Here is a 13,740-nt window from a genome sequence, read left to right as displayed (position 1 = left end):
TTATCACGTTTACTTATTTTCATTTATATATAACTGTGGGCTAGGAAGTTCACCTCCTATGTCTTTAAAAATTTTAAGTTTATTATCTAGAACTATAACTCTCATATACCTCTGATCTTTCTTAAAATACATATCTCGATATAGGTAATTAGCGTATTCAGCTGCAATAGACCACCCATTTTTTTGTAATACAAGTATATATTTTGCGGAAGATTCCAATGACATTTCATAAGTAAAGGGCGTTACTTCATCTTGTTTTATCAAATCTTCAGGATTTGGCAAATCAGTATTTTCATCAATTTCAGGTAATACGAGAATTTCTTTTATTGTTTCTAAGCATTTCCTTAATACTTTTGTTGAATTATTTTTAATATCTTCAAAATAAATATTTTCTCCATCTGTATAGATGGTATAATGTTCTTCTTTAGTTCTTGCTTCTTTCATGACAATCTTTGGTGAAGTATCTTCTACTTCTTTGTTTCTACAACTGGTTAAAATCAGTATTGAACACAATAGTATAAGTAATTGCTTAGCTTTCAATAATCACCAACTCCCTGCTTTGTATATTTGGCTGACTGTATTAAATGGTTCTGATATCATCATAGATTTAAAAACTGAATAAATATGATAATCAAGCTTACCATCAACACAGTCTTTATCCATCAAAGATAAAGCACTCTGACAGCTGAATCTAGGCCGATATACCCTATCTTCTGTTAATGCATCATAGATGTCACAGATTCTAAGAATTCTAGAAGGTAAGGGTATATCTTTTTTCGATAGACCAAAAGGATATCCTGAGCCGCAATAGTCTTCGTGATGATATAGTATAGCTTTTTTTGTATACATTCCAAATCCACACATGTCAACTAAAGCATAAGAGTATATTGGATGTTTTTTCATTATTTCACACTCTATACTATTTAGTTTAGTAGGTTTATTTAGAATATATATGGGGATTGCAAGCTTACCAAAATCATGCCATCGACCTGCAATATAATTTAAAAACCAGTATTTATCCGGTAATTCTAGTTGTTTTGATAAATTAAATGCTAAGATACCTACTCTTTTGCCATGTTGATTAATAAGATTAATCGTATTTTGTATTTCCTGTTTTTTATAGTTTATATTTATCCCCCCCTCAATAAAGGTATAAATATTATGTTTGTTATCTAATTTGGTTTTTTAGGCTGTCTCTGGTTTCAAGACAACATAGGTTCAACACCTCCCCCTCTACAGAGCGGGCTACCCTCTTTACGATGAGTTAAGACTGGATAGAAGTATCATTATACCTCTTTTGGGTCATGGCGAATTTCTTGACCATAGAAACATTAAAGCTCATATTGATCGCTATGGAATAATTCCAATGATGGCGTATGGCTTAAATCGCTGTTCCAAAAAGAGTAACGTACCTAAAAATACCACATATATTTAATTGTCAATGTTCAGTAAATTTGCACATGGCTTATAAAAGGGTAAAATTCCCCCTTATAATATAGCCGTGAAAAAAGACAAAATCGGACAAACTTTTAAAAAAATTTATATTATTTTATATTTTTAGTTTTAAAAATATCTTTTCTGAGCTTATCTAATGTTCTTCTGTGCCTTTTTCCAACAGTATCCTCTTTCATGTTCAATTGTTCAGCAATTTCTTTAAAACTCAGTTGATTCACATATCTCATTTTTATAATTTCTATGTCACAAGGCTTTAATTTTTTTAGAGCCTTATACAAATCAATGTTTTCTATAGTTTCTGAGAAATCTAATAATGAATTAATAATATCATCGTTTGTTTTATATGTTTTTGTATTATAGTAAAAATGTTGTTCTTGTAAATGTTCATAAGATATATTATGTCTGTAATATCTTCTTTTCTGGTTCATTTCTTTTTTGTCCTCCAAGTCAATAATGTTTAATAGTTCCTTTGAAATACCTTCATTCTTGTCCATGTTCTTTCTTTGTATCATGGTTAACACTCCTTTTATTGTTTTTTATTAATTGAAAATTGATTTTTATATTGTTCAATATACTTAATAGTATATATAAATGTCGCATTTTGTTGAATTATTAATTGTTTGTTTATATAATGAATATAGTAGAATTGTTATATGGAGTTATAAATTGTCTAATTTACCATAGTAATAATATATTTGGTTTACAAAAAAACCATAATATGTTAAAATGACTTCATTAATTTGAAAAAACGCATGATAACAGATAAATTTCTGATTTTAGACATGTGATTTGTGTTTATAGAAGTTTTTTGTATTACAGAAAAGTTCTTTGTCAAATATTATTATTAGAAAGGGGTGATAGGTTTGGTTGCAGTTATTTCAAGTCCCAAATACTTGGAGGATATAGATAGGGCAGTAGATCAATTATTCAAAGAAGTTGTATTCAAGAAGATTGATAGAGATATTGACATATTAGAAGAAAAAAACATAATAGATAAAATAGATATGGACATGCTGATATTGGATATCTCTTGTGTTGAAGACCCAAGAAAATTACCGCAATTCATTCGTGGGATTCAGATGAACAAAGAGAATATAAGGATAATTATTATTGCTCCTTATAGTTTTTCAGGTAATCTGATTATGAATGATCTTATATCAATGGGAATTTATGATATCATAGGTCAAGAAGATCAAGCGGATAGTCACATTTTATCAAGTATAATAGAATTATATGAAAATCCTTCAACTTACGCTAAGGCCATTAAATGGGATAAAGGAGCCGTCAATCGTAATAAAAGGGAACAAGAATTTATTAAGACTGGTGAAGGCAGATTTGGCAAAAAGAAAACAGGCGATGTGATAACAGTTGAAAAAGATAAAATCGTTGGTACCGTAGTAATAGCTGTTGCTGGTACTATTAGTAGAATAGGAACAACTCATACAGCTATATCAATAGGAAATTTTCTTTTAAGAAATAAGAACGGGGTTGCAGTTGTTGAGATGCAGCAGAGTGATGCGTTTGAAGCCATAAAGAACTCTTATGACAATGTTGAACTTAAAAAAGGCTTTTTCTCTCTTGCTGGAATAGACTTTTACCCATATGATCCAGCTTTTGCTGTTTCAGATCTTATATTAGGAGATTATGATTATGTTGTTTTAGATATGGGACCTTATGATATTTGTGATGTTGCAGAATTCAAGAGAGCTCAAGAAAGAATCATTGTAAGTGGGGTAAAAGATTGGGAATTAGATGAGTTAGATAAATTCCTGAAGACTGAGAATAAAATAAATGCTAATAAATATTTATTTAGTTTCTGTGGGGATAATATGTTCCAATTTGTGAAAGGAAGTATGGAGCCGCTGGATTGTTATCAAGCAGCTTATAATCCTCAGCCTTTTGATGATGAAGAAGCAGCTAATGAGATATATGAAAAGATATTATGCAATGTCCTTCCTAGGATAAAAGAACAAGAAAAAGGGTTATTGGATTCTTTGTTAAAAAAAAAAGAGATAAATCTTCATCATAAACCCATTCTACTGAAGAGAGTAGAAATAAAAACTACAGAAAAAGAAGAATTTCTAAAATATATGATATTTATTTTACTAATTGTAATCTTTATTGTAATTTTTGGCTTTTTAGTAGTTAGTAGCCCAATTTTTTCAGGTATCAAAGATTTTTTTAATCAATTAGTAAATCATTAAGAAATAACTATGACCACTATTTTTAGAGACATTTTTACTGGAAATAAAAAGTGATTGTTATTACAAAATAGTCAATTTTAAGAGAGATAAAATCACAAATTTATTCATAAAAGTAAATCGTAGAAGTGACACGGAAAGTATAAGAATATAAGTGACAACAGCATTGATATAACTACTTGTGATAGTTATATTATTTGTACAGAACGAGGTGTAGCCTCTTTTTGTTGTGCCACAATTAAAAGAATATATAGAGTATATTCTGTACTTTGGAGGCGAAATTACTTCTATGAAAGAAATGATATTATACGTTTATTATAACGATACAGTAAAAGAATATATACTTTCAAATGAAAGTAGCATATGTAATATTGAGTTATCTTCATTACTACCTGTTGTTATAGTTAACGGTGAATGGTTTTTAGCACCTACTGAGGATATGGCTGTGTCAAAAAAACAGATAAATGTAGGGGATAAAATAAGTGTTTCCATTACAGATACAGATGAAAAGGCAACAATCTATGTTGATAGGGAAACAAACATTGAGTTAACATACAAAAAATATAGTATTGAAGGCGAAAAACAAATTCTTATAGGCAATTCTGAAAAAAATACCATTGTTTATAATGGCTTTGATATGAAGCCTAATCATGCAGTAATAAGTATTGAAAATGGTAGAGCAACAATTAGTACAAAAGGGAATAAATGTTTATGTGTTAACGGTAAAATGACTGAATCTACAGTCTTATCTTATGGAGATTTCATCCATATTATGGGGCTTAAAATGTTTTACCTGGGTAAATCCCTTGCCATAAATAATTCAATACATCTGGGACAATGTAATCTTTCACCATATATTCCTATAAAATCTAGAGACGATACTAAAGGTAAAAAGAAAAAGAAAACAAAAAAAGAAGATCTATATTTTCAGCGTTCTCCTAGAATCATTAAAAAATTGGAAGAAGGCATGATGGATATTGATTCTCCTCCATCACCACCTGAGCAAAAAGAGCAGCCACTTATATTAACTATAGGTCCTGCATTGACTATGGGTATGGCAATGATGGTGAGTATGATGTTTACTGTATATTCTAGCAGGAATAATCCTTTTATGGTTATACCTGGTATAGCTATGACAGGTTCTATGCTTCTTGGAGCAGTATTATGGCCTATTCTATCTAGAAGACATAAGAAAAAAAGTAAGCGAAAAGAAGAAAAAAAGCGTATCAAGCGTTATAGAAAATATATGCAGAATGAGTATTCTAGGCTTGAAGAAAAGATAGCTTATAACAAAAAAGTCCTGTTAGGTACATATCCAGAACCTACTGTATTGATAAGCAGAGCTCTCAATAGAGATAGAAGACTATGGGAACGTATGCCTTCTAATAAAGATTTTCTGGATATTAGATTAGGGACAGGAACTGTGCCATCAATGATAAACATTCAAAAGCCCAAAGATCGTTTTACAATGAGAGATGACAATCTAATGGGTGAATTAAAAGATATAGGTAACAATTTTGATGGAGTTTCAGGTATGCCTATAGCCTTTTCCATGATGGGAAACAACATGTTAGGGATGATAGGAAACAGGGAAATAACTATTGATACAGCTATGGCATCTATTGTACATATTAGTGCATTACACAGTTATGATGAAGTTAAGATTGTTTGTGTATATAATGCTGAAGAATCTGAGAAATGGGAATGGGTTAAACAACTGCCTCATGTATGGGCACCTGAGAAAGCTCTGCGTTTTGTAGCTTCTTCCAGAGATGAGGTAAGAGATGTTTTCTTATATCTAAAAGAAGTATTAAGTGATAGAGATGAAACAAAAGACAATGGCTATGATAAGCAGGTAATGCATTTACCTCATTTTCTAGTATATATTGCTGATCCGGAATTAGTAGAAGATGAGCTTGTTATGAAGTATTTAACTAATTCTAACAAGCAGCTTGGGGTATCAACGATATTTATATATGATAAACTAAATCAACTTCCAAAAGAATGTAAAGCATTTATTCAATGCGAGGAAACTGAGAGCAGTTTATATAATAGAGATAAACCTGAGACAGGTTTAATTAAGTTTAATAATGATTCAGTAATAGGAAAAGATTTGGATTCATATTCACGAGCCCTAGCAGGAATTAAAATCAAAGAGATTGCATCTTCTGCTTCACTAACATCCATGCTTACTTTCTTGGAAATGTACAAAATAGGAAGAATAGAAAACCTATCAATAAAGAGCAGATGGAAAAACAATTTATCATATAGAACTCTTGAAGCTCCATTAGGAATTAAAGCTGGAGGAACACAATTTTTATTGAACATCCATGAAAAATATCATGGACCTCATGGATTGATAGCAGGTATGACTGGTTCAGGTAAAAGTGAATTCATACAATCCTATATACTATCAATGGCAGTAAATTATCATCCACATGATGTAGCTTTTATCCTAATCGACTATAAAGGTGGAGGAATGGCCAACTGTTTTATAGGATTACCTCATATAACAGGAACTATTACTAACCTTGGAGGAAACCAGATTCGTCGTTCACTAGTATCATTGCAGAGTGAATTAAAAAGAAGACAAAGAGTTTTTGCAGAACATGGAGTTAACCATATTGATAAATACCAGCAGCTATATAAAGAAGGTAAAGCTGAGTGTCCTTTGCCACATTTAGTTATAATATCAGACGAGTTTGCTGAACTTAAGGCTGGACAACCAGAATTTATGCAAGAGTTAGTCAGTGCAGCAAGAATAGGTAGAAGTCTTGGAGTACATCTAATACTTGCTACACAGAAACCTTCAGGTGTTGTTGATGACCAGATATGGAGTAATACAAGATTCAGGATATGTCTTAAGGTTCTTGATAAATCCGATAGTAATGAAATGTTAAAAAGACCTGAAGCAGCTAATATCAAAGAGCCTGGTAGATGTTATGTACAAGTTGGTAATAATGAGATTTTTGAATTACTTCAATCTGGATGGAGTGGCGGTTCTTACATTCCAACAGACAAAATAGAAAATGATGAGGACAATCAAATATCTCTAATAGATGGGTGTGGTAGAGCTATCCAGACAGTTTCATGTAAACCTAAGCCTGTTAAAAGTTCTACAACTCAGCTTACAGCAATAGTAGATTATATATCTGATTTAGCTAAGGATGAAGGTATCACTCCACTTAAATTGTGGCTTGACCCATTAGAGGAAGAAGTATTCATACAAGATATTGAGGATAGAAAAAATGGATGGAGTGGTGATAATTGGCAGGAAGTAGACCATTGGTTATGTCCGACTATTGGTTTGATTGATGACCCAGCCAACCAGAATCAGTTTCCTTTAAAACTTGATATAGGAAATATGGGACACGTTTTGTTAGTAGGAGCTCCAGGAACTGGAAAAACTACATTTTTACAAACAATGATATATTCTCTTGTTACATCATATACACCAGAATTAGTTAATTTATATCTTTTGGATTTTGGTGGAAGGACTATGGGATACTATAAATATTTACCTCATACTGGAGGAGTCATATTCTCTGAGGAATCGGACAAATTAGATAAACTTTTTAAAATGCTTAAAAAAGAACTTGATAATAGAAAGAAAAAGTTCTCTGAATATGGTGTGGGTACATTAAAAGCATACATGGAAGCAACTAACGCAAAAATTCCAGCAATGATTGTAATACTTGATAATTACGAGGCATTTTATGAACTTTATTCAGATTACGAAGGAATCCTTACTACGTTTTCACGTGAAGGCGGTAATTATGGTATTTACATGGTTATTACAGCTAGTAATGCTAATTCAGTAAAATTCAAAATTACTCAAAGTATAAAGTTAATGGTAGCCTTGCAGCTTAATGATAAATATGATTATGTTTCTATAGTAGGGCAAACAGGAGGATTAGAACCAGAGCAGGTAAAAGGACGTGGACTATTTAGAATCGAGACTCCTCTGGAATTCCAGACAGCATTAGCATGCAAATCTGTGAATGAAGCTGAAAGGGTTCAGAAGCTGAGAGACTTGTTCATGAAAATGGATGAAAGCTGGATAGGAAATAGAGCTAAACCTATTCCATTCGTTCCAGAAAAATTAACAATAGATCATCTTTTGGAACACGAGGATTCAAAAGAATTTTTAGATAATAATTTGCTGCCTATAGGTTATGATACTGATGAAGCAGAAATAGCAGCAGTAGATTTGACAGGTCTAAGTTCATATTTGATATTAGGATATGAAATGACAGGCAAGACTAATCTTATAAAATCATTAATGAATACTATAGTAGATAAGTTGGATTGGAAAGTATTTGTTGTAGAAAAAGGAAAGACTCTGCAAAAAGCTTCGTCAAGATATCAGGTTGATGGATATATCAATACTACTGAGGATTTTGATAGCTTTATTGGTGGTTTAGTTGAAGAGATGAAGTTAAGATTCAAAGACCTGAAGCAGTTCCGTGAAGAAGATGAACAAGTTGTCAAAGAGCATGAGTACATGAAAAAATACCAACGGATAGTAGTGCTCGTAGATGATTATAATGAATTCTTTGAAATGATATCGGACGATTCCTCAAGATTAGTAGAAAATATTGTAAGAAGTGGTATGGGCTTAGAAGTATGCTTTGTGTTTACTGCTGATACTGATACACTATCACCACATATAGGAAATCCACTATATAACAGTGTATTTAAAGGAATGAACGGTATCCTTCTTGGAGGTAAAATGGATTCTCAAAATATATTTGATGTTCAAATGGACTATAAGCAAAGAAGTGTAGCACTTAACCCAGGTTTTGGATATCTTATAAACAGAAGTGATTACATAACCATAAAGACACCTCAATTATGATGGGGGTGAATCTTTGTGGTGAAATTTGTCTTGTGTGATAGTTCAACATTATATATGGAAAAATTAAAAAAACAGATACAGAACATTATAGATCAAACGGGATATAACATGAAGATATCATTATTAACCACTAAAATAAAAAAGGTAATGGATTATCTTGAAGTAGATGATGGCATTTCTATCTATATCATTGACGTTGATTATGATAATAATCATTTAGTCGGTATAAAATTAGCAAAGCAGATAAGGGAAAAAGATAGAAATGCCTACATAGTTTTCAATACATTGCGTACAGATTCTGTATATAACGTAATGACAGGACTTATAAGACCATCAGGATTTTTTAAGAAACCTATACACAAAGAAGATATGCAGATACTGATGGGGGACATATATAGAGATTATTTGAATCTACAGGGGGAAAATGATGATTTATTTCATGTAAACATAGGGTCGAATATATATCACATTGAGTACAGACGTATTTTATATTTTGAAGCGTTCCAAAAGAAAGTTTATATTCATACACCTAATCAGAGGATAGGATATTATGATAGTCTAGCAGAGCTGGTTAAGAGGCTTAACAATCAATTTGTACGTTGCCATAGAAGTTATCTTGTCAATGTGGACAATATTAAAAAAGTTTCTTTTACTGATATGATCCTAGAAATGAAGGATGGTAGAAAGATAGATATATCCCGTACTTATAAAAATTTGTTAAAGAAAAGATTAAATCTATAAATGTAAGGAGGAAAATTAATGCCCAAACTAGGTGAAGCAGGATTCGTACTGACATTACGGGAATTTACTTTTTTAGCTGCTCTAACAGGTGCAGAAAATGTATATGGAGTAGAAGATGATACATATAAATTAAAGCAGGAAGAGATACAGGAAGAGTGGGATAAAGTAAAAGACCAATTAGAGAATAAAAAATACATTGAAATAGATATTGATGGAAGTATAACAGTTGATGATGATTTATTTGAGATGATTAGCCATTGTTGTCAACCTAAAATATTTTTGAAATGTAGCGGCAAAGGTTTAGGGGATAAAACATTCTCGAGATGCTACTATATATCCAAAGAACATGCCGTAGAATTAGATGAAGACAGGTTAATGAAAAATACATTTGCCCTGACACCAATGAAAAATATCAATAAGGTTATAGATAATATAATGGAATGTTACCATGTTAATGATAAATACCAATTAGAGGATTATTCTTTTAAAGTTACCTATGATGAATTTCAAGAGCTTGTTACACTGATAGAAGAGTCAAAAGAAAATGCAATAGATAAGATGATCTCAATAGGTTGTACAGAGGAAAAAGCAACAGATTTTTGTAAAGCTTTTGGTAACAAGAAAAAGTATATTATGAGTTATCTGATAAAAATATCTAATAAAAAAGTGGATGGTATATCAACGTTTTACGTTCTTGGCGGAGATAAATATCTCTGGAAAACTAGTGATATAACTTCAGATAAGGACAATATCATAATAAGCATTAGTAACCTAGATAGCATTAAGGAACAAGTTGAAAAACAGATAACCCAGATTAAAGAAATCTATAAATAATTATTAAGGGGGTAATGTAATTGGACAAAATAAATGTAGAGGTTATAGTACCTGCTATTAATAAAAAATATGAATTTTTATTACCTATTGTAATGAAAGTAAATGTTGCCAAACAATTGATGACTGGTATTGTATGTAATCTTGAAGGAATTAATTTTGATAATGAAAATTTGATGTTGTGTTATATAGATAAAGGTGAAGAAATAGGTTCAAATCTGTCTATAGAAGAGGCTGGGATTAAGGATGGAAGTAAATTATTGATGGTTTGAAAATATTGGTGCAATTTTCTAAAAAAATAGTGGATTATTTATTATTATATGGTAATTAGACGATTGTTATGATAAAATGGAGGTAACTTATGAGAAATTTCGCTGTTGAGGTAGGGGAATTAGATAACCAAGAAAATCGTTTAAAACTTATTGGAAATCAAATTTCTGATATCAAAAGTCAGTTTAACCAAATACAAAATACTTTAGATTGGGATATTAAATGTAGAAAGAGTATTGACGATAATCTAAAGAATATCTATAGGGAATTAGATAGATTGGATGATAGATTATACCTCCTAGGAGATGTTATACGTACATCAAAACAAGCGTATGATCAGGCAGAAAAACAATTAACCTCTGAGTTACTAGAATTAGATGATAAACTAGCATCAAATACAAGTTTTAATACTGTCAAACCTACTTATTCAATAGGATATTATAGCAGCATCCTTCATAATAGTAATATTTATCAACTACAAGATATCCTATATAGAGACAGACAAAATATTGACCAATTTCAAAACTATGATGGTATTTTATATGGACCATTAGGTACATCTAACAGCTTTATTAATGGTAATGTTAATCGCTATATGGCATATAGTCCCTCATATTTATACCCAAATAGAAATATTGCGGTAGAGGCATTACTACGTAAATATATAAGTTGGGATTTTAGTGCATATGAATCTTTAAGTACACAAGTAGGAGTTATATCCACGAGCCTTGATTCAGCCACGGACCTTGGAATACAATATATACCATCTATAATTAAAAATTCACCAAGACCCAATAATATTGGGATTGGCACATGGAATAAGATAGTTACAAATGATATAGATGACATTGTTGGAAGTATGAACGTTATGGGAAAAGGTGCCAAAATACTAGGTGTAGCAGGAGTAGGAATTGATGTTGGTACAAATATATATAACAATGTGAAAAATAATACAGACAATCAGCGGATTGTAACAGATGCCTATGTTGATACAGCAATTGGAGTTGGTGGTCTTTTAGCATCAGCTAAAGTTGGAGCACTTGCAGGTACTGCTTTTACACCTGGTATCGGAACAGCAGTTGGATTCTGCGTCGGAATAGGCTTTGCAGTTGTAACTGATGTAATTAAAATTAATGGAGTAAGTATTAGAGACTATTTAAAAGAAGGTATAGATGCTATAACGGATATAACTGTTGACACGTTGAAAATTGTGTCTAATGCTGGAGTGGATACAATTGGAATAGTAATTAATACACTATCTGATACTACTGACATTATTTCAGATTCTGTTATGGATACAGCTAATGTTATTAACGACACTGTTATTAATACAGCAGGTATCGTTAGTGATGCCGTGATAGAGACAACTGATACTATCACTAATGCCGCTATGGATACAGTTGCTACAGTAACGTGTGCGCTAAATGATACTACTGAAATAGTTAATGAAGCAATTACAGATACTGTTAATACAGTTAATGATACCCTTATAGAGACAAATAATATTGTTGATAATGCATTATCAGATGTAGCTGATGTACTAAGTACAGCTGATAATGTTAGTGAAGCCTTACTTGATAGTTCATATATTGTTGCTCAAGCTACATCTGATACCTTAGATACTGTAAATGTTGCTTTGACTGATACAATTGGTACAATTAATAGTACATTATCTGATACTATGGATACGGTTTCAATAGCATTATCCGATACTGCTGATATTATTAATACTGCTGTATCAGATACTATGGACACATTTACTAGTACTGTATCCGATACTTACGAGATAGTTAATGAAGCTGTGTCGGAAACAATAGATACAGTAGAAGAAGCTGTATCGGAAACAATAGATACAGTAGAGGAAGCTGTATCAGATACAATAGATACTGTTACTGGTGCTGTAGATGATATAGCTGATAGTATAACTGATAGAATAGGTAGCTGGTTTGATTAATAATTATTACATATAGTTGGAGGTAAGGATGGATAATCGATTAATAATAGAAAAGAACATGAAAGATTTTATGAAAGAAAAGCCTTATTCAATCAAAATGATAAAAGACGAATGGTTTTTAATTATTTTCTTTGGGTTTTTACCAGCAGTTTTTGGAATTTATAATTATATTACATTCCCTCTGTTTGCTATTACAATAGTTGGTATGATTGTTTGGGGAAGTAAGATTATAAAAAACAATCTTATACAGCAGTTTATATTATATATTGGTACTAGTTTACTTATAGTATCATTTGAATGCTTGTTAGGGGTTTTCAAAGTGTTTTCAATAAATAGAGTTATGACAGTAATGGAAATCCTTCTTATTTTAATTATCTATATAACCTTTATGACAGTATATTCTATTAGCTATATTAAGAAGGTTAATCAAAGCAATCCTAAAAAAAATAAAAGTGGTTTGACCTTCATATTTGTAGCCCCTCTTATGGGTATACTTGTAGGAAGAAGTTTAAAAGATAAAATATCCAATGATCAGGCTTTTCTAATTCTTGGTTTTATATCACTGATATTATCTATATTAATGGGTATGGGTATAAAATATATTATTAATCATTATTACATAAATAAATACCAAATTGAAATGATAATAGAAGATAGTAAACTATCTTAGCTAATTAGATGAGTGCAAACATAAATTTGCAAATATGTGAATTTATGTTTGCACTTTATTCATGTGTTCAGACAATTTTCTATTGGTACAATTTCACAAGTATAATTTTATAGCTATTTTTACTTTGAAATTCATTTTATCCTATAAAACGTGTCGTTCGTCAGGATTTGTAGAAATATAAGTTGTAATTATGTATCATTAAATTAATCTTTTGTGTATATATTTTATTTTTTATATATGAATTATTATTAAAGTGAATTCATTTATGCAGGTTAAAGGAGGTGAAACATGTCAAAAATATCTTCAAACATTAGAGGACTAGAAGAGCAAGTAGACAGGTTAAAAGGCTCGGCAGAAAGAGTAAAAAATATATATAATCAATTTAACTCATTAAAAAATAGTATTGACAATGTAATTCGTCAAAGACATAATATTAATTATCAACTAGATACAGCTAGCAAAGGAATAAAGTCTTTAGGGGAAAGGTTAGATAATTCGGGAATGCATATCAATAGTGCTATAAACTATTACCTAGACGCCGAACGAAGATTGGAAAGTCTTGCAGCAGGATTAGAAGTACCCGAGAAGGAAAAAGAACAATCTAATAACATATTTGACGAGCCTGCAAGAGAAGTTTACATAGAAGATTCTACACGCATATTTTCTACATCAAGCTATATGACTGATACTGATAATATACATTATCATGATATGATGGATATCATTAAACAAATTGATGAACAGATGAAAATATCTAAAA

Annotated in this window: 11 protein-coding genes; 8 read left to right on the top strand and 3 right to left on the bottom strand. The window is 31.0% G+C overall.

Annotation, left to right across the window (positions count from 1 at the left end; all coding sequences use genetic code 11):
• Nucleotides 1–9 precede the first annotated feature (9 nt).
• The 3 genes from AACQ14_RS14015 to AACQ14_RS14005 form a co-directional block, all read right to left on the bottom strand.
• Entirely contained in the window at nt 10–540 is a 531-nt protein-coding gene (locus AACQ14_RS14015) for a hypothetical protein (protein ID WP_339364202.1), read from the bottom strand.
• Between the two features lie 3 nt (nt 541–543).
• On the bottom strand, nt 544–1,095 hold the full coding sequence (locus AACQ14_RS14010; protein ID WP_339364220.1) for an HD-GYP domain-containing protein: 552 nt from the start codon (nt 1,093–1,095) through the stop codon (nt 544–546).
• 449 nt (nt 1,096–1,544) lie between these two features.
• Complete coding sequence (locus AACQ14_RS14005) at nt 1,545–1,967, bottom strand: sigma-70 family RNA polymerase sigma factor (RefSeq protein ID WP_339364201.1); 423 nt, start codon at nt 1,965–1,967, stop codon at nt 1,545–1,547.
• 351 nt (nt 1,968–2,318) lie between these two features.
• On the opposite strand from AACQ14_RS14005, the gene AACQ14_RS14000 reads away from it, so the two are divergent.
• The 8 genes from AACQ14_RS14000 to AACQ14_RS13965 form a co-directional block, all read left to right on the top strand.
• Complete coding sequence (locus AACQ14_RS14000) at nt 2,319–3,659, top strand: hypothetical protein (protein ID WP_339364200.1); 1,341 nt, start codon at nt 2,319–2,321, stop codon at nt 3,657–3,659.
• Between the two features lie 286 nt (nt 3,660–3,945).
• Nucleotides 3,946–8,514, top strand: a complete 4,569-nt coding sequence (essC, locus tag AACQ14_RS13995; RefSeq protein WP_339364199.1) for a type VII secretion protein EssC — start codon at nt 3,946–3,948, stop codon at nt 8,512–8,514.
• 54 nt (nt 8,515–8,568) lie between these two features.
• Nucleotides 8,569–9,255 carry a response regulator transcription factor gene (locus AACQ14_RS13990; protein ID WP_339364198.1) on the top strand — a complete coding sequence of 229 codons (687 nt, stop codon included), beginning with the start codon at nt 8,569–8,571 and terminating at the stop codon, nt 9,253–9,255.
• Between the two features lie 18 nt (nt 9,256–9,273).
• A complete protein-coding gene (locus AACQ14_RS13985) occupies nt 9,274–10,089 on the top strand; it encodes a hypothetical protein (protein ID WP_339364197.1) in 816 nt (271 codons plus the stop codon).
• A gap of 20 nt (nt 10,090–10,109) precedes the next feature.
• Nucleotides 10,110–10,358: a hypothetical protein gene (locus AACQ14_RS13980; RefSeq protein ID WP_212693238.1), complete on the top strand. Its 249-nt coding sequence runs from the start codon at nt 10,110–10,112 to the stop codon at nt 10,356–10,358.
• A gap of 89 nt (nt 10,359–10,447) precedes the next feature.
• Entirely contained in the window at nt 10,448–12,310 is a 1,863-nt protein-coding gene (locus AACQ14_RS13975; protein ID WP_339364196.1) for an autotransporter outer membrane beta-barrel domain-containing protein, read from the top strand.
• Nucleotides 12,311–12,338: 28 nt separating this feature from the next.
• Nucleotides 12,339–12,980, top strand: coding sequence for a hypothetical protein (locus tag AACQ14_RS13970; RefSeq protein WP_339364195.1), 642 nt, complete (start codon nt 12,339–12,341; stop codon nt 12,978–12,980).
• Between the two features lie 288 nt (nt 12,981–13,268).
• Nucleotides 13,269–13,740 (top strand): hypothetical protein (locus AACQ14_RS13965; RefSeq protein WP_339364194.1); only part of this gene is annotated, 472 nt, incomplete at its 3' end.

Origin of the sequence: Vallitalea maricola, assembly GCF_036985595.1 — a bacterium.
Classification (GTDB): Bacteria; Bacillota; Clostridia; order Lachnospirales; family Vallitaleaceae; genus Vallitalea; species Vallitalea maricola.
Note: the sequence above shows the minus strand (reverse complement) of the source record. Positions and strands in the feature narration are given on the sequence as shown.

Excerpts from the sequence above, each read along its gene's own strand:
- AACQ14_RS14005 (WP_339364201.1), bottom strand. The coding sequence starts at position 1,967 with ATGATACAAAGAAAGAACATGGACAAGAATGAAGGTATTTCAAAGGAA.
- essC (WP_339364199.1), top strand. The coding sequence starts at position 3,946 with ATGAAAGAAATGATATTATACGTTTATTATAACGATACAGTAAAAGAA.
- AACQ14_RS13990 (WP_339364198.1), top strand. The coding sequence starts at position 8,569 with ATGGAAAAATTAAAAAAACAGATACAGAACATTATAGATCAAACGGGA.
- AACQ14_RS13985 (WP_339364197.1), top strand. The coding sequence starts at position 9,274 with ATGCCCAAACTAGGTGAAGCAGGATTCGTACTGACATTACGGGAATTT.
- AACQ14_RS13975 (WP_339364196.1), top strand. The coding sequence starts at position 10,448 with ATGAGAAATTTCGCTGTTGAGGTAGGGGAATTAGATAACCAAGAAAAT.
- AACQ14_RS13970 (WP_339364195.1), top strand. The coding sequence starts at position 12,339 with ATGGATAATCGATTAATAATAGAAAAGAACATGAAAGATTTTATGAAA.